The sequence below is a fragment of the Streptomyces sp. GB4-14 genome (genome assembly GCF_022696125.1).
GTDB classification, from domain to species: domain Bacteria; phylum Actinomycetota; class Actinomycetes; order Streptomycetales; family Streptomycetaceae; genus Streptomyces; species Streptomyces werraensis.
This window is the reverse complement of the sequence record NZ_RZHO01000002.1, coordinates 3,330,277-3,346,658: the sequence shown is the minus strand read 5'-3', so window position 1 is coordinate 3,346,658 and position 16,382 is coordinate 3,330,277. Positions and strand designations below refer to the sequence as shown.

Annotated in this window: 14 protein-coding genes; 6 read left to right on the top strand and 8 right to left on the bottom strand. The window is 73.4% G+C overall.

Annotation, left to right across the window (positions count from 1 at the left end; translation table 11 throughout):
- Positions 1–46 precede the first annotated feature (46 nt).
- The 7 genes from ELQ39_RS16620 to ELQ39_RS16590 all read right to left on the bottom strand — a co-directional run bounded on the left by ELQ39_RS16620 (position 47) and on the right by ELQ39_RS16590 (position 8,704).
- Complete coding sequence (locus ELQ39_RS16620) at positions 47–2,371, bottom strand: glycosyltransferase family 39 protein (protein WP_242592511.1); 2,325 nt, start codon at positions 2,369–2,371, stop codon at positions 47–49.
- Positions 2,368–3,957, bottom strand: coding sequence for a glycosyltransferase (locus tag ELQ39_RS16615; RefSeq protein WP_242592509.1), 1,590 nt, complete (start codon positions 3,955–3,957; stop codon positions 2,368–2,370). Before ELQ39_RS16615 ends, ELQ39_RS16620 begins: the two co-directional genes overlap by 4 nt.
- A gap of 14 nt (positions 3,958–3,971) precedes the next feature.
- Positions 3,972–5,498, bottom strand: coding sequence for an ATP-binding protein (locus ELQ39_RS16610; RefSeq protein ID WP_242592507.1), 1,527 nt, complete (start codon positions 5,496–5,498; stop codon positions 3,972–3,974).
- Positions 5,495–6,235, bottom strand: a complete 741-nt coding sequence (locus ELQ39_RS16605; protein WP_190004484.1) for a response regulator — start codon at positions 6,233–6,235, stop codon at positions 5,495–5,497. Before ELQ39_RS16605 ends, ELQ39_RS16610 begins: the two co-directional genes overlap by 4 nt.
- A gap of 78 nt (positions 6,236–6,313) precedes the next feature.
- Positions 6,314–7,291, bottom strand: a complete 978-nt coding sequence (locus tag ELQ39_RS16600) for an amidohydrolase family protein (protein ID WP_242592505.1) — start codon at positions 7,289–7,291, stop codon at positions 6,314–6,316.
- A gap of 61 nt (positions 7,292–7,352) precedes the next feature.
- On the bottom strand, positions 7,353–8,225 hold the full coding sequence (locus ELQ39_RS16595) for a DUF2797 domain-containing protein (protein ID WP_225629484.1): 873 nt from the start codon (positions 8,223–8,225) through the stop codon (positions 7,353–7,355).
- A gap of 62 nt (positions 8,226–8,287) precedes the next feature.
- The gene (locus ELQ39_RS16590; protein ID WP_242592503.1) at positions 8,288–8,704 is read right to left on the bottom strand and encodes an HGxxPAAW family protein; all 417 of its coding nucleotides are present in this window, start codon (positions 8,702–8,704) and stop codon (positions 8,288–8,290) included.
- 119 nt (positions 8,705–8,823) lie between these two features.
- Between ELQ39_RS16590 and ELQ39_RS16585 the strand changes: the two genes are divergently transcribed.
- From ELQ39_RS16585 to ELQ39_RS16560, 6 genes are all read left to right on the top strand, one after another.
- The gene (locus ELQ39_RS16585; protein ID WP_242595619.1) at positions 8,824–9,300 is read left to right on the top strand and encodes a MarR family winged helix-turn-helix transcriptional regulator; all 477 of its coding nucleotides are present in this window, start codon (positions 8,824–8,826) and stop codon (positions 9,298–9,300) included.
- A 120-nt stretch (positions 9,301–9,420) separates the two neighbouring features.
- A complete protein-coding gene (locus tag ELQ39_RS16580; RefSeq protein WP_190004481.1) occupies positions 9,421–9,852 on the top strand; it encodes a DUF7144 family membrane protein in 432 nt (143 codons plus the stop codon).
- Positions 9,853–9,890: 38 nt separating this feature from the next.
- Complete coding sequence (locus ELQ39_RS16575; protein WP_190004557.1) at positions 9,891–10,379, top strand: potassium channel family protein; 489 nt, start codon at positions 9,891–9,893, stop codon at positions 10,377–10,379.
- A 201-nt stretch (positions 10,380–10,580) separates the two neighbouring features.
- Complete coding sequence (locus ELQ39_RS16570; protein WP_242592501.1) at positions 10,581–11,966, top strand: FAD-binding oxidoreductase; 1,386 nt, start codon at positions 10,581–10,583, stop codon at positions 11,964–11,966.
- 109 nt (positions 11,967–12,075) lie between these two features.
- Positions 12,076–13,188, top strand: a complete 1,113-nt coding sequence (locus ELQ39_RS16565) for a PP2C family protein-serine/threonine phosphatase (RefSeq protein ID WP_242592499.1) — start codon at positions 12,076–12,078, stop codon at positions 13,186–13,188.
- A gap of 152 nt (positions 13,189–13,340) precedes the next feature.
- A complete protein-coding gene (locus ELQ39_RS16560) occupies positions 13,341–15,383 on the top strand; it encodes a PA14 domain-containing protein (RefSeq protein ID WP_242592497.1) in 2,043 nt (680 codons plus the stop codon).
- A gap of 176 nt (positions 15,384–15,559) precedes the next feature.
- Here the strand turns inward: ELQ39_RS16560 and ELQ39_RS16555 are convergent, their stop codons facing one another.
- A complete protein-coding gene (locus ELQ39_RS16555; protein WP_242592496.1) occupies positions 15,560–16,213 on the bottom strand; it encodes a TetR/AcrR family transcriptional regulator in 654 nt (217 codons plus the stop codon).
- Positions 16,214–16,382 lie beyond the last annotated feature (169 nt).

Below are 16,382 nucleotides of genomic sequence, written 5' to 3'. Positions count from 1 at the left end.
GTAGAACAGTCCTCTTACGGTGTACAGCACGGGGTGGCCGGCGGGGTCAGCTTTCGGACGCGGGGCGGGTGAGGTCGTAGAAGGTGGCGGAGCCGGCGGTGACCTGGGTGAAGTTGGCCTGGACCCAGGCGGTGATCTGCGAGGAGGTGCCGGTGCCGTCTCCTCCGCCTCGGCCGCCGCCACCGCCCGTGCCTCCGCCGGAGACGAAATAGTGGATGCGGCCGTCGTTCACGTACCGCTGGAACTGGGCGAGGGTCGGGGACGGATCGGTGCCGTTGAACCCGCCGACCGCCATGACCGGTTCGCCGGTGGCGAGCTGGTAGCTCGCGGCGTTCTGCGCGCCGACCGCCGCGGCGGCCCAGGTGTAGTCGTCGGCGTCGGTCTCCAGCAGCTCGCGTGCCTCGGCGTCGACGTCGGTGCCGCCGAGGAGTCCGCCCATGCCGGCGCCTCCGCGCGATGCCCGGCCCGGGGCGCCCGTGGTGCCCTCCTGGCCCGACGGGCCGCCGTCGGGGAAACCGCCGTCGCCGTCGGTGCCGTTCGTGTTCGGCGGGGTGCCGTTCTGCGGGCTTCCGCCCCCGCCGGGACCGCCTCCCTGGCCGGGGGTGCCGCCACCGCCGGGCCCCCCGTCCTGGACGCCGCCCGGGGGACGGCCGCCGCCTCCCATGCCCGTCGACGCGGGACCGGCCGTGACGATGGAGCCGGAGTGTCCCTCCCGCACGGTGCTCAGGGTGTACGCCGTCGGCCCGGCCAGGGAGGCCGCGACGCCGAGCGCGGCCGCCGCGAGCACCACCCGGCGTCCCGCCCGGCCGGCGAAGACCAGCCCGAGCGCGGCGGTCAGCCCGCCCACCAGGACGAGCCACCGCAGCCACGGCAGGTAGTCGGGCGTGCGGTGGAGCAGGACGTGTCCCCAGGCCGCCGTCGCCGTGACGGCCGCCGCCAGGGTGAGGGCGGCCCATGTCTCCCGTCGCCTGTGCCACAGGGCCGCCGCGCCCATGCCGGTCACGGCCGCCAGAAAGGGGGCCAGGGCCACCGTGTAGTACTGGTGGAAGATGCCGGCCATGAAGCTGAAGACGCCGGCGGTCGTCAGCAGCGAGCCGCCCCACACCAGGAACGCGGCGCGGGTGACGTCGGTCCTGCCGGCCTTGCGGGTCAGGACCAGGGCGGCGGCCAGCAGGATCAGCGCGGCGGGCAGCAGCCAGGAGATCTGGCCGCCGATGTCGTCGTTGAACATCCGGTTCCAGCCGGTCTCGCCCCAGCCTCCGCCGCCGCCCGGTCCGCCCCCGCCGCCGACGCTGCCGGTCTCCTCGCCGTTGAGCCGGCCCAGGCCGTTGTAGCCGAAGGTCAGCTCCAGGAAGCTGTTGTTCTGCGAGCCGCCGATGTACGGCCGTGAGGACGCCGGCCACAGCTCGACCACCGCGACCCACCAGCCGCCGGACACCACGAGCGCGACGGTCGCGAGCGCGAGCTGCACGAACCGCTTGCGTGGACGGACGGGTGCGCAGACCGCGTAGACCGCGGCCAGCGCCGGGAGGATCAGGAACGCCTGGAGCGTCTTGGTGAGGAACCCGAAGCCGATCGCGACGCCCGCCCACACCAGCCATCTGGTCCGGCCGTCCTCCAAGGCGCGGACGACGAGGTGGCAGGCGACGGCCAGCAGCAACGCGAGCAGCGCGTCCGGGTTGTTGAAGCGGAACATCAGCGCCGCGACCGGCGTGAGCGCGAGGACCGCTCCCGCGAGGAGCGCCGCGCCGTGTCCGGCACGTCGGCGCACGGACGCGTGCACGACGGCGACGGTGCCGACGCCCATGAGCACCTCGGGCACCAGGATCGCCCAGGAGTTGAGCCCGAACAGGCGCACGGAGAGGGCCATCGGCCAGAGCGCCGCCGGGGGCTTGTCGACGGTGATGGCGTTCGCGGCGTCGAGCGACCCGAAGAAGAAGGCCTTCCAGGACTGGCTGCCCGCCTGCACGGCCGCGGAGTAGAAGGAGTTGGCGTAGCCGGAAGCGTGGAGGTTGCAGAGGTAGAGCAGGCCGGTGGCGAGGAGAAGCGCGAAGAAGGCGGGGCGGGCCCAGCGGGGGGTGGCGGAGGCGCCGTCGGCCGCGTCGGCGGGGCTCGTGACGGTCGCCGGGATGGGCGCGGGCGGCTGGTCACCGAAGACGGGCGCGGCATGCGCGCCGCGCGGTGGGACACCGGGCGCCGGGCCGCAAGCGGATGCGAAGCCGGCCGCTTCCGCACCGGCCCGCCCGCCGGGCGGTGCGGGCCGGGGGCCGTCGGCGGCCGCTCCGGCTCCGGTGTGCGCGCCGTACGGCGCCGGCGCGGGGAGGGGCGTCCCGCCGGCGGCATCGGACTGTGGGTCGTACGCGGGGGTCATCGGGTGGTCCTCGGGTCGCGGTCGGCCTCCGGGGCGGGCCTGGAGGGAAGCGGTGGGCGGGCCGGGGCGAGTGGTGGCGTGACCGGCCTGTCGGGCTGGGGCGTCCGCGGGGCCCGGGGAGCGGAACCGGCTGCCGAGGCGGCCCATGACGCCGTCTGCCTCGGTGGTGAGGCGGGCGCGCCGGACGCGGCACCGTGCCAGGTGGCCGTCTGCGGGGCCGACGAGTCCCCCGACGGGCCAAGCGCCGCAGGCCCGGGCGCGTGCGCCATGGCGCCGTGCCCCGTCGCCGCCGGCGCGGGCGTCCCCCCGGTCTGCCGGGCCACCGTGTCGCCGGCGGCTCGGGCCTGGCCCCGGTCCGGGAAGACCCAGGCTCTGAACAGCAGGAACCGCAGGACCGTCGCCGCCAGGTTGGCCGCCACCAGGACCGCCAGTTCCGTGGAGTGCGCGGGGTCACTGCTCGCCGTGCCGAGGGCGGCGAGGGAGCCGCTGGTCAGGACGAGGCCGATGGCGAGGACGACCAGGCCCTGCGCCTGGTGGCGGACCATCCCGCCGCGGCCCCGCACCCGGAAGGTGAGCCGGCGGTTGGCGGCGGTGTTGGCGACCGCCGACACGAGCAGGGCGAGCCCGTTGGCGAGCTGGGAGCCGGTGACGGAACGGAAGGCGCTGTAGAGGAGCAGGTAGAACACCGTGGACAGGGCGCCCACGGCGCAGAAGCCGACGAGCTGGCGGGCCAGTCCGCGCGGCACGTCCGCGAGGGTCCGGTCGCGCGGGTCGTCGCCGAAGGGCCGGGTGAGACGGTCCAGCGGCAGCGCGCCGGTGGCCAGCGCCCTGCCGACCCGCCAGACGCCCTTCAGGTCCTCCGTGGCCGTCCGCACGATGTGGACGGTCGAGTCGGGGTCGTCGACCCAGTCGACCGGCACCTCGTGGATCCGCAGCCCCGCCCGTTCGGCGAGCACCAGCAGCTCCGTGTCGAAGAACCAGCCGCTGTCCTCCACCAGCGGCAGCAGCACCTGCGCCACGTCGCGGCGGACCGCCTTGAACCCGCACTGCGCGTCGGAGAAACGCGCCTGGAGCGAGCCGCGCAGGATCAGGTTGTAGCTGCGGCTGATGAACTCCCGTTTGGCGCCCCGCACCACCCGCGCGCTGCGGCTCAGCCGTGAGCCGATGGCGACGTCGGAGTGGCCGGAGATCAGCGGGGCGACGAGCGGCAGCAGGGCGTTGAGGTCGGTGGACAGGTCCACGTCCATGTAGGCGAGGACGGGCGCGTCCGAGGCGGACCAGACGGTCCGCAGCGCCCGTCCGCGGCCCTTCCGCTCCAGCCGGACGGACCGCACCTCCTCGATCCGCCGCGCCAGCTCGGCGGCGATGAGCGGGGTGCCGTCCGTGGAGGCGTTGTCGGCGATCGTGATGCGGAACGCGTACGGGAAGGTCCGGGTGAGGTGTTCGTGCAGCCGTCGGACGCAGGGCCGGAGGTCCTTCTCCTCGTTGTACACGGGGACGACGACGTCCAGGACCGGTGTGCCGGCCCAGGCGGCCGGAAGGTGCTCCCGAGCAGGCAGCGTGCCGGGACAGTGATCGGTTCGCATGACCGCGACCCTGGTCAACTGGCCTGTCGTACCTCTGTGGTGAGGCTGTGCCACCGCTGTGAGTGCGGTGCGGCGGCGGGCAGGCGGAGGGTGAACACCGTCCGGCCGGGCACGCTGTCGACCGTCACCGAGCCGCCGTGCGCGACCGTCACGGCCCGCACGATCGCCAGACCCAGGCCCGTGGATCCGGTGGCCCGCGTGCGGGCCGAGTCACCGCGCGCGAAGCGTTCGAAGACGTGCGGGAGCAGCTCGGGCAGGATGCCGGGCCCGTCGTCGGTGACGTCCACCCGCAGCCAGGAGTCCTCGTGGCGCACCCGTGCGGTGACGGTGGTGCCCGGCGGGGTGTGGGTGCGGGCGTTGGCGAGCAGGTTGACGAGGACCTGCTGGAGCCGGGCGGCGTCGGCGGTCACCGGCGCGGGCGCGTCGGGCAGGTCCAGGCGCCAGTGGTGGCCGGGCCCCGCGGCGCGGGCGTCACTGACGGTGTCCACGACCAGCGGCACCAGGTCGGTCTCCTCGAACCGCAGGGGCCGTCCGGCGTCCAGGCGGGCGAGCAGCAGCAGGTCCTCCACGAGCAGGGTCATCCGGCCGGCCTCGGACTCGATCCGGCGCAGCGCGTGCCGGGTGTCGGGGCCGACCTCCTCCCGGCCGCGCCGGGTGAGTTCGGCGTACCCGCGGATGGAGGCGAGCGGCGTGCGCAGTTCATGGCCGGCGTCCGCGACGAACTGCCGTACCCGGGTCTCGCTCAGCTGGCGGGCGTGCAGGGCGGCGTGGACGTGGTCGAGCATCCGGTTGAGGGCGGCGCCGACCCGGCCGACCTCGGTGTGCGGATCACACTCGGACTCCGGCACGCGCTCCTTCAGCGTCACCTCGCCTCGGTGGAGGGGGAGTTCGGCGACGCGGGTCGCGGTGTCCGCGACCCGGCGCAGCGGGCGGGTGGCGACGCCGACGATGACGGCGCCGGCCAGGGACGCGGCGACCAGACCGGCGGCGGTGACGCTGATCTCCACCAGGATCAGGGTGGTGACGGTGGCGTCCACGTCGGCGGTGGGGACGGCGACGTAGAAGGCGCCGTTGGGCCCTTCCTCGTAGACGACGCGGTAGCCGCCGAGGCCGGGGATCTCGGCGGTGTGCTCCTGCCGGTCGCGCGGGACGTCCTCCAGGGCGGCGAGCTGGGCGCCGGTGAGGCGGCCGGCCTCGGGCGTGCGGACGCCGTTCACCTCGCGGGAGTCGCTGACCACCCCGTCGGTCACCGTGCCGTCCACGACGGTGGCGCCGACGGTGCCGAACATCTGCGGGCCCCTCGTCACGAAGTCGAGGGCGTGTGAGGGCGGTCCGGGACGCGGTCCGTCGCCGGCCGGGCCGCCCGTCGCCCGCATCGCCGCCTCGCGCAGCTGCCCGTCGAGCTGCTCGTACAGATGGGAGCGGAGGGCCAGCGCGGTCACCGTGCCGATCACCGCGCACACCACCGCGATCAGCGTGACGGACGCGACGACGAGCCGCGTCCGCAGCGTGCGCGGACGCGGCCGTCCCGGTCCGCTCACGACACCGCGGGCTTCAGCAGGTAACCGGCGCCGCGCCGGGTGTGGATCATCGGCTCCCGGCCCGCGTCGATCTTCCGGCGCAGGTAGGAGATGTACAGCTCGACGACGTTCGCCTGGCCGCCGAAGTCGTAGGACCAGACGCGGTCGAGGATCTGCGCCTTGCTGAGCACGCGGCGCGGGTTGCGCATCAGGAAGCGCAGCAGCTCGAACTCGGTCGCGGTCAGATGGATGCTCTGCCCGCCTCGGGTCACCTCGTGGCTGTCCTCGTCCAGGGTGAGGTCGCCGACCACCAGCAGGGCGTCGGAGCGGCGGTCGGCCGCGTAGGAGCGGCGGATCAGCCCGCGCAGCCGCGCGACGACCTCCTCCAGGCTGAACGGCTTGGTCACGTAGTCGTCGCCGCCCGCGGTCAGCCCGGCGATCCGGTCCTCGACGGCGTCCTTCGCGGTGAGGAACAGCACGGGCACGTCCGGGAGTTCACGGCGCAGCCGGCCGAGGACGGTGAGCCCGTCCATGTCGGGCAGCATCATGTCCAGGACGACGGCGTCGGGCCGGAACTCACGGGCCGCGCGCAGGGCGTTCCGGCCGTCGGCCGTGCTGCGGATCTGCCAGCCCTCGTAGCGCAGGGCCATGGAGAGCAGTTCGGTGATCGACTGCTCGTCGTCCACCACCAGCACCCGGACGGAGCTCCCGTCCGGCCTCAGCAGTTCGGTGCGCCCCTGGGGCGAGATCGTGGTCATACCGGACACGATCGGGGCGTCCCCTGAGAGCACCCTTGCGTCTGTCTGTGTTTTCCCTGAGAAACCCACAGGTGTTTCTCAGGCGGGCGGCTCCGGTGGGTCGGTGAGGCCGAACAGCCGGGCCGCGTTGTCGTGGCAGACCGCCCGCAGCCAGTCGTCGCCGAGTCCGAGACCCGCGAGGGCCTCGAGCTGATGGGCGTACCTGTAGGGGATGTTGGGGAAGTCGGTGCCGAGCAGGACACGGTCGCCGAGGGCGGTCAGGCGGGGGAGCGCCCGCCTGGGGAACGGCGCCATCCGCTCACTGAAGCCGGTGAACGCCATGGTGGTGTCGAGACGGACCTCCGGGTACCGCTCGGCCAGGCCGAGGAAGTCCTCGTACTCGGGCATGCCCATGTGGGCGACGATCAGCCGCAGCCGAGGGTGGCGGGCGAGCACGCGGGCGACCGGTTCGGGGCCGGTGTGCTTGCCGGGGGCGGGGCCCGACCCGCAGTGGACCACGACCGGTGTGCCCGCCTCGGCGAGCAGCCCCCAGCAGGCGTCGAGCGCCTCGTCGGAGGGGTCGTACCCGCCGACCTGGACGTGCGCCTTGAAGACGCGCGTCCCGTGCTCGACGGCCTCGCGGACGTAGGCGGCGGCGCCGGGCTCGGGGAAGAGGGTGGAGGTGTGCAGGCAGTCGGGGGTGCGGCGGGCGAAGCCGGCCGCCCAGTCGTTGAGCCGGTGAGCCATGCCCGGCTTGTGCGGATACAGCATCGCCGTGAAGGCGCGCACGCCGAACGCCCGCAGCAGCGCGACCCGTTCGGCCTCCTCCTCGCGGTACGTGATCGGCCACTCGATACCGCCGGTGAGCGGGCCGAGGCCGTCGAAGTACGCCCACACCTTGTGGAGGACGCGCTCGGGCATGAAGTGCGTGTGCACATCGACGAGGCCGGGCAGGCCGAGGTGCTGCCAGAAGCGGCGGACCTCGGCGGTTTCGGTGGTTCCGTCGGCCCCGGCGGTCCCGGCGGTCGCGGGGGGCTCGTCGGGGGTGGCGGGCGGGGTCGGAGGGTGGGCGCTCATGCCGGACACGATCACCCGCGGAGGCGTGGACGGTCCAGCACCCGCCCTCCCTCCCCGCTGCTCAGAACAGCCCGTCCTGCGCGGTCGGCCGCTCCTTCAGCGCCCGCACGGGCACCTCGACCCCGCGTCCCCCTGCCGGGACCAGCTCCCAGCCGGGCAGCAGGCGGGTGTCCAGCACGAGGACGCCCCGGTCCGTCGCCAGGTGCAGATCCGGACCGGCGGCAGCCACCAGCTCCCCGCTCACCGTGCCGCCGGCGGTCAGCTCCCCCACCGCGCCCACCGGCGCCGGCGCCTGCGCCAGCCCGAACGCCTCCACATGGTCGACCGGACGGCAGGGGGCGGGGTCGAGCGACTCCGGCCAGCCGGTGAGGGCCAGCGCCCGCGCGTGCAGCCCGGCGATCTCGGCGGCCCGCTCCTCCGCGGTCGCCGGGAGCGCCGCCCGCGCCGCCCGCTTGGCGGCGTAGGGGATGCGGTCCGGCACGCGCAGGGCGGCACGCAGCAGCTCCTCGGTGCGGCGCGCCGCCATCAGCGGTCCCGTGCCCAGCCAGCTGAAGCAGATGGCGCCCTGCTCCAGCAGCCGGGCCGGCCCCCGCCGCTCGGCGGTGATCCCGACCTTGGTCATCCCGGGCCCGAACCACGCCAGGTAGACCCGGTACGGCCGCGGGTCGTCGGCGAGCGTGTCGGCGGCCACCGAGTGCGCCCGGTCCAGGCGGGCGCACTCCTCGCAGCGCGGCCCGGTGCTCCGCGCGGACACCCGCGCGGCCGGCGGACATGTGTTCCCCCGTGCTCCCACACAGGTCCGCGCTCCCCCCTCCGTGACCCCGAAGGCCACCGTCTTCCCCCAGGTCAGCGCCGAGCGCCGGCCCCCGTCCCAGATCAGCACGGGACCGCCCGCCGTCCAGCTCAGCCCCGCGCACCGCCATGCCTGTGCCATCCCGGCCGAGAGTAGAGGGGACCACTGACAACGGGCCGCTCCCCAGCGGGGCGGCCACCGGCTCAGCCCCCGGCGCCCACCGCGTCGGCCTCGGCCGCCCGCTCGCCCGGCGCGGTCACGGGCGCGGTCACGGTCACGGGCGCGGTCACGGTCACGGGCGCCGGCACCTCGGCCGTCCCGCCCCTCCGCCCCGCCCACCGGCAGCCCAGGCACTCCGCGTGCCCCGCGCGAGCCCCGCTGTCCCGCACCCGCCAGCTCCACTCCTCCCGCGGCCGGGGCCCCGACGGCTTGCCCCATCCGGCGAGGTGCAGGACCCAGGTGACGAGCAGGGCGAGCACGTCGACCGCCGCTCCGGCGGCGAGCAGCGGCCCCGAGACGGTGCAGACGCCCGCGCCCAGGAGGGCCGTTCCGGCCAGAGCGATCCCGCAGCCGGTCCAGCCGGCGACCGTGTGCCCGTGGTCATATGGGTGCGCGCTCATGTCTGCCCTTCCGCGGCGTCGGCGTTCCTCCGGACGACGGACGTCCTCCAGATGTCTCACGTCCTAAGGAATTTACAACAGAAACCTCTCACAAGCTAAGAGAAATGGGAAGCCTCGTCATGCACGCCAATCCGCGCCCGCCCGCCACGCAGCAGGAGGCGATGTGGGCGATGGACCGACTGATCGCGACCCATCTGATCGGCCAGCAGGAGATGGCCCAGGTCATGGGCCTGAACGTGACCGACGTGACCTGCTTCGGCTTCGTCCTGGAGGCGGGGGACGACCTGCTCACCGCCGGTGAGCTCGCGGAGCGCGTCCATGTCACCACCGGCGCGATGACGGGCGTCCTCAACCGCCTGGAACGGGCCGGCTTCATCACCCGCCGCCCCGACCCCGCCGACCGCCGCCGCGTCCGCGTGGCCGCCGTGCCCGACGCGGTGGCCATGGCCCGCCGGCTCTACGAGCCCTACTACGCCCGCCTCACCGAGCTGTTCGCGGACTACTCCCCCGAGGAGCTGGCCGTACTGAACGACTGGTTCCGGCGGGCCACCGCGCTCGCCGACGCCTTCCGCGAGGAGAGCCGCCGCAAGAGATGACCCGCACAGGAAGCCGTACGGGAGCTGACCCGGACTCACCCGCCGAAGTGCCGGGCGGGGCCCGCGGTGCCAGTCTGAAGGGAATCGAACCGCTCGGGGACATCCGGAAGGTCGGGAAACATGACCAGCAATGTCAGCGGTACGGGCTTTCGCGGGGCGGGCCGGGAGGCCGAGAGCCCCTGGGCGGCGAGCTGGACGGTCGCCGCCGCGTTCCTGATGGTGTTCGGCGGCGTCATGGCGATCTTCGAGGGCATCGCCGCCATCGCCCGGGACGACGTCTTCGTCGCCACACCCAACTTCACGTACGAGTTCAGCCTGACCGGCTGGGGCTGGGTGCATCTGATCCTCGGCGCCCTGGTGGCCGCCGCTGGCCTGGCCTTGTTCAAGGGGGCGACCTGGGCCCGTGCCGTGGGCGTCGGCCTGGCCGGGCTGAGCATGATCGCCCACTTCGTGTGGCTGCCCTACCAGCCGGTGTGGTCGATCGTCCTCATCGTCGTCGACGGCTTCATCATCTGGGCCCTGTGCGCACCCCGCCGCGGGTCCCCGGCGTAGAGCGCGCGCCCGCCGGCCGGTCCGGTGCCTGGCCCTGGGTGATCCAGGCGGCCGGGCTGACCGCGATGGTCACCGCGTACTTCCTGCTGCCGCTGGACCGGCTGGGGCCGCGCCGGCCGGTGCTGAGCTGGGTGCTCTTCGGGGCGGTCCTCACGCTGATCGCCGTCCTGCTGCTGATCCAGGTCGCCCGGGTCCTGCTGAACGTGCCGGGCGTCCGTCCGGGGCTGGTGATCCCGCCGCTGATGTGCCTGTCCGTGCTGGTCTTCGCGACCGCCTACCAGGGGCTCGCCCAGCGCCCCGGCGAACTGGACGGCATCGCCACGCGCCTGGACGCCCTCTACTTCACGATGGTCACGCTCGCGACCGTCGGGTACGGCGACATCACCCCCCGCGGACAGTCCGCGCGCCTGGTCGCGATCCTGCAGATCCTCTACAGCTTCATCTTCCTCACGGCGGCGGCCACCGCCCTGACCAACCACCTGCGCAACGCCCTGCGCCAGCACGGGAATCCGGACCCGCCGCGATGACCCCGCGCCCACATCGCGCACCCATGTGACCGGCGTCACACTAAAAGGAGCAGGGTGCTCCCCGGGACACCCGGGGACCGCTGCCCAGGACCCCGGACGAACACCGGCCGGACGCCTCCGAGGCGCGCGACGCCGGTGCGTCCGCCCGCGGGCCCGCATCCGGTTCCGCACTGCTCCAAGGGGTGTCCGCATATGAGCGGCATGGACGCAACCGCACTGGACAATCTGCGCGAGGCCCTGCGAGGCCCCCTCGTGACGCCGCAGGACGCCGAGTACGACGAGGCCCGCTCCCTCTACAACGCCATGATCGACCGCCGTCCCGCCGCCGTCGCGCGCTGCACGGGCGCCGCGGACGTGCGCACGACGATCGCCTTCGCCCGGCAGACGGGCGTCGAGCTCGCCGTGCGCGGAGGCGGGCACAGCGGCCCCGGCCTGTGTCTGGTCGACGGCGGGCTCACCCTCGACCTGTCCCCGATGCGCTGGGTGCGGGTCGACCCGGTGAACAGGACGGCCCAGGTGGGCGGGGGCAGCCAGCTCGGCGACCTGGACCACGAGACGCACACCTTCGGGCTCGGCGTGCCCGCCGGCATCAACTCCACCACCGGCGTGGGCGGTCTCACGCTGGGCGGCGGCCACGGCCACCTCACCCGCAAGTACGGTCTGACGATCGACAGCCTGGTCGCCGCGGACGTGGTCCTGGCCGACGGCAGCGTCGTCACCACCACCGAGAAGGAACACCCGGACCTGCTGTGGGCCCTGCGGGGCGGCGGCGGCAACTTCGGCGTGGTCACGTCCTTCACCTTCCGGCTGCACCCGGTGCACACGGTCGGCGTGGCGGCCACCGTCTGGCCGGTCGAGCAGATCCAGGACGTGCTGCGCTGGTACCGGGAGTTCCTGCCCGCGGCGCCCGAGGACCTCAACGGCTTCTTCGCCGTCATGACCGTCCCGCCCGCCCCGCCCTTCCCCGAGCCGCTCCACGGGCGGAAGGTGTGCGCCGTGATCTGGTGCTACACCGGCGACCTGGAGGGCGGACGCCTGGACGACGTGCTGTCCGTGGTCGACGACCCGGCCCCGCCGGCCTTCCACTTCGCCACGCCGATGCCGTACCCGATGCTCCAGACGATGTTCGACGACCTCGTCCCCAAGGGGCTCCAGTGGTACTGGCGCGGCGACTTCTTCGACACGGTCACCGACGAGGCCCTCGCGGTGCACGAGCGGTTCGGGCGGGAGCTGCCGACCGGCCTGTCGACCATGCACCTGTACCCGGTGGACGGGGCGGCCCATGACGTCGCCCCGGGCGAGACGGCCTGGGCCTACCGGGACGCGACCTGGTCCGGCGTCATCGCGGGCATCGACCCCGACCCGGCCAACGCCGACCTGATCCGCAGGTGGTGCGTCGACTACTCGACGGCGCTCCACCCGCACTCCATGGGCGGCGCCTACGTCAACTTCCTCGGCGAGTCCGGCGACGCCGACAGCGTCCGCGCCACCTACCGCGACAACTACGCACGCCTCAGCGCCGTCAAACACACCTACGACCCGGACAACTTCTTCCACGCCAACCAGAACATCCCGCCCGCGGCCTGAGCGGCACGCGCCAGGCGGTCCGCGAACGGGCCCCGTCCGGTGGCCGCGCGGGAGGGCATGCCGAACACTGGGGCGCGGAACGGTACGGCGACGACCGGGGGCCGTGCGGATGCAGCGATACCAGCGTGGAAGGCGCCCGAGGAGGGTCGCCCTGTCCCGTGCCCTGCCGGCCACCGCGCTGGTCGTCGCGGTCCTGATCGACCTCGCCTGGCCTCCGTTCAACACCTTCCCGCTGCTGGCGACCGTGTCGTTGATCGCGGCGCCGATGTACTCCCTGACCTGGACGGTCACGAGCGGCGCGGTGGCCTGCCTGACCGGCTGGCTCCTGTCCCTCCGCGAGAACCAGGACGTGCTCACCAGGGCGAACGTCATCGGCTTCACGACGCTCATCACCCTGACGGTCGTCGCGGCCTTCCTCAACCGGATGTTCGCCCGCGAACGGGAGCAGCTGCGCACGTCACGCGAGGTGGCGGAAGCCGTCCAGCGCGCGATGCTGCCCACCGTGCCCGGGCGGGTCCGCGGGCTGGGCCTGGCCGGCCGGTACCAGGCCGCCCAGGAGGAGGCCCTGATCGGCGGCGACCTGTACGGGGTGCACGAGACGCCCCACGGGCTGCGCCTGGTGATCGGGGACGTCCGCGGCAAGGGCACCCAGGCGGTCACCCTGGTCAACACCCTGCTGGGCGTCTTCCACGCGGCGGCCCTGCAGGTGCCGGACCTGCCGTCGGTCGTCGAGGCCGCGGAGATCCAGGTGCAGGACCTGAAAGGCCGCGAGGAGGACCCGCCCTTCGAGGACTTCGTCACCGCCGTCTTCGTCGAGATCCTCCCCGACCGGTCCACGCTCCGCGTGGCGAACCGGGGGCACCCGGCGCCGTTGCTGGTCCACGAGGGCGGGGTGACGGCGCTGGAGCCGAAGGAGCCGTCGCTGCCGCTGGGCCTGGGCGACCTGGCCGGGCAGGCCGTCCCGGTGGACCACTACGACCTGCCTCCGGGCGCCACGCTGGTGCTGTTCACCGACGGCATCATCGAGGCCCGCGACCGCGCCGGCGCCTTCTTCGACCCCGTCCCCCCGCTCACCCGCCCTCTGCCCCCGGACCCCGGGGCGGTGCTGGATGCCATGCTGGCCGCCCTGTTCCGCCACACCGGCGAACTCGAGGACGACGCGGCGGCCCTGGCGGTGACGCGGCTCCCGGACGAGGAGTCCCCCGCCGCCGTGCGCCCCTGATCCCGGCGTCGCGGGCCTCGGCCGCCCTGTCCGTCGCCGTCCGGCATGTCATGGTGAGCGGGCGGGGCAACCCTGTCCCCACCTCATGAGTCACACAGGCGTTGCCCGTCCCTCATGCTTTCCCCTGGTCCAGAAGGGGCCCACTCCCTGTGATGACTCGTACCCGGCTGTCCGCGCTGGCCGCGGCGGCGGCGTTCGCCACCACCGGCGGCCTGATCAACGCCGCCCCCGCCTCCGCGGCGGTCACCTGCGCCTCTCCCCTCTGGAGGGCGCAGTACTTCGGCAACTCCACCTTCAGCGGCACGCCGAAGCTCACCGCCTGCGACACCGCCATCAAGGAGAACTACGGGTACGGCGACCCGGCCGGCGTGACGCTGCCCAAGGACAACTTCTCCGTCCGCTGGTCCCTCACCCGGGACTTCGGCTCCGGCGGCCCCTTCCGGCTCTCCGCCGCCACCCAGGACGGCATGCGCGTCTACGTCGACGGTGTGCGCAAGATCGACCTGTGGAAGAACGTCTCCACCACCGCCCGCAGGACCGTCGACCTGACCATCCCGGCCGGCAGGCACACGCTCCGCGTGGACTACGTCGCATGGACGGGCTTCGCAGGCGCCGTCTTCACGTACACCCCGCGCACCGAGGCCGCCGTCGACAAGGTCAAGCCGCTCGCCCCGACCGGCCTCACCGCCACGTACGACCGGGTGACGGCCAGGACCACCCTGCGCTGGGCCGCCAACAAGGAGATGGACCTCGCCGGGTACCGCGTGTACCGCCGGCTGAGCGCCACCGGTTGGGCCAAGGTCAGCGGGACGTCCCTGCTGACCACCCGGTCCTTCGTCGACACTCCGCCCGCCACCGGCCAGACCTTCCTGTACGAGGTCCGCGCCGTCGACAAGGCAGGCCGCGAGTCCACCGGCAGCCCGGACGTGACGGCGACGACCGTCGACCGCACCGGGCCGGCGGCCCCCACCGGACTCACGGTCGCCACCGGCGACGGGTGGTGGGACACCCTGAACTGGCAGCGGGCCGCCGACACGGCGAAGTACGAGGTGTACGCCTCGTCCGCGGCGGCCGGACCGTTCGAGCTGCGCGGTACGACGACCACGACGTCGTACCGGACCAGCGGCGGCGTGAACACGCACACGTACTACCGGGTCCGGGCCCTCGACGCGGCCGGCAACCCGGGGGCGTACGCGACGGTCACCAGCGACGGCATCGACCGGATGCCACCGAAGTCCCCGACCGGCGTCACCGCCGTCGCCCGGCCCGGCCACACCGACGTGCACTGGAGCCAGCCCGACGGTTTCTACGAGGACTGGGACAACGGCGGGCACTACCGCGTGTACCGCTCGCCCGGCACGACGTTCGACCCGACCGCCCGCACCCGGGTGACCTGCGTCGCGGAGGAGAGCGACGAGGCGAGCAACGGCGGCAACTGCTACGACGTGGACATGCCCGTGAACACGTACGTGACGTACGCCGTCACGGCGGTGGACCCGTACGGCAACGAGTCGGCGTACTCCGCGCAGCTCGCCGTCCGCACGGGCGACACCGTGGCGCCCGGCCCGGTCACCGGCGTGAAGGTCACCCCGCGCAACGACGGCATGCTGGTGAGCTGGGCCGCCTCGCCCGAGGACGACATCGACGAGTACGTGGTGTGGAAGGGCGTCCGGCAGGGCGACTCCACGGTCAAGTGGCTCGGTCCCGACGCGTGCTGGGACGGCACGGGCAACTGGCTCGCGATCCTCTGCGGCAACCTGCCGGACGGCGAGACGCACGTGTACGCGGTGGTCGCCAAGGACCACTGGGGCAACACGCTGCACCCGAGCGACCCGAAGGTCACCGTGGTGGAGGCCACCGAGCTCGACGTCCGGCCGTCCGTGACCGTCACCCGGGACTGGAGCCTCGGCAGCCTGGGCCACAACCGGACGGCCACTCGTCCGTCCGTCGACTGGCAGTGCACCGACGCGGCCCGCTGCGCCACGGTCACCGGCTACCGCGTGAGCCGGTGGAACCCGGCGACCAAGGCGTACGAGCCCCAGCACGACGGACTGCTCCCGGCGGACGCCCGGACGTGGGAGGACGCCACGGCGACGAAGGGGGACACGTACTTCTACACGCTGGAGGCCGTGACGGCCGACGGCGCCGTGGTGGGGACGTACCCCTGGTACATCGTCTTCCAGGACCGCGTCTGACCAGCGGTCACGCACTGCAAGCGTCGCTGACCGTGACCCGGCCGGTCAATCAGGGTCACGGTCAGCTTCCGGCGGCGGCGTGAGGTGTCGTGGACGTCGGCCGTGGATGTCAGCGGCCTCCTGGTCCGTGGCTGAGCGGAGATCGGTACAGGCACAGCGCGCGCAGCAGGCGTTTCCTATCGGGTCAGGTGGCGCAGTTCGCTGAAGTACAGATCGGCCGGGTCGAGCCCCATGCCGGTGAACTGGCCTGCCAGTTCCAGGGACAGCACGCCGTGCAGGCGGGTCCAGAAAAGCAGGGCGCGGCGCACGGCGGAGGGGGGCGCGGGGTGGCCGGCCGCCCACTCGCGGTGCTCGGCGAGGTGGGCCTCCAAGCGGGAGTCGTCCGGGGTGTCGGCGGGGGTGTCGCCAAGCTGGGCGGCGTCGAGGAGCGCGCCCATGATCTCGGAGGCGATCGTGGTGATGTCGTCGGGGGCGTGGTAGCCGGGTACCGGTGTGCCGTAGATGAGGAAGTAGCGCTGGGGGTCGTCCAGGGCCCAGGCACGCAGGGCGTGTCCCAGCCCGGCCAGGTCCGCGCCGGAGTCGGCGGTGGCACGGATGGTGTCGGCGAGGCTGCGGTAGGCGTCGCGGATCAGTTCGGTGATCAGCTCGTCGCGGCCGGCGAAGTACCGGTAGAGCGCGGGGCCGCTCATGCCCATCTGTTTGGCGATGGCGTTCAGGGACAACCCGGGCGCTCCGGCGGCGGCGATCTGTTCCCAGGCATGCTGCTTGATCTCGGCCCGTAGCTGGGCGCGGTAGCGCTCACGTGGGGTGTCCTTGCCCGCGATGGCCATGTGCTGATCCCTTCCCTGTCGTGTTCGCCGGCTTCCGTGGTCCGGGTGAGCGGGCTTCCCGCACGCTCGGAGTTAGACCCTATTACGAACGTGCTTGACTGTCACTGTGGCGAGTTATAGCTTCTAACTAACGCACTAGCCGATAACGCAGTCGATGGAGTCGATGGAG

Bases quoted from the DNA above. Each gene is read 5' to 3' on its own strand.
- ELQ39_RS16555 (WP_242592496.1), bottom strand. From the start codon at position 16,213: ATGGCCATCGCGGGCAAGGACACCCCACGTGAGCGCTACCGCGCCCAG.
- ELQ39_RS16570 (WP_242592501.1), top strand. From the start codon at position 10,581: ATGGACGCAACCGCACTGGACAATCTGCGCGAGGCCCTGCGAGGCCCC.
- ELQ39_RS16585 (WP_242595619.1), top strand. From the start codon at position 8,824: ATGCACGCCAATCCGCGCCCGCCCGCCACGCAGCAGGAGGCGATGTGG.
- ELQ39_RS16605 (WP_190004484.1), bottom strand. From the start codon at position 6,235: ATGACCACGATCTCGCCCCAGGGGCGCACCGAACTGCTGAGGCCGGAC.
- ELQ39_RS16560 (WP_242592497.1), top strand. From the start codon at position 13,341: ATGACTCGTACCCGGCTGTCCGCGCTGGCCGCGGCGGCGGCGTTCGCC.
- ELQ39_RS16615 (WP_242592509.1), bottom strand. From the start codon at position 3,957: ATGCGAACCGATCACTGTCCCGGCACGCTGCCTGCTCGGGAGCACCTT.
- ELQ39_RS16580 (WP_190004481.1), top strand. From the start codon at position 9,421: ATGACCAGCAATGTCAGCGGTACGGGCTTTCGCGGGGCGGGCCGGGAG.
- ELQ39_RS16620 (WP_242592511.1), bottom strand. From the start codon at position 2,371: ATGACCCCCGCGTACGACCCACAGTCCGATGCCGCCGGCGGGACGCCC.
- ELQ39_RS16600 (WP_242592505.1), bottom strand. From the start codon at position 7,291: ATGAGCGCCCACCCTCCGACCCCGCCCGCCACCCCCGACGAGCCCCCC.
- ELQ39_RS16565 (WP_242592499.1), top strand. From the start codon at position 12,076: ATGCAGCGATACCAGCGTGGAAGGCGCCCGAGGAGGGTCGCCCTGTCC.
- ELQ39_RS16590 (WP_242592503.1), bottom strand. From the start codon at position 8,704: ATGAGCGCGCACCCATATGACCACGGGCACACGGTCGCCGGCTGGACC.
- ELQ39_RS16595 (WP_225629484.1), bottom strand. From the start codon at position 8,225: ATGGCACAGGCATGGCGGTGCGCGGGGCTGAGCTGGACGGCGGGCGGT.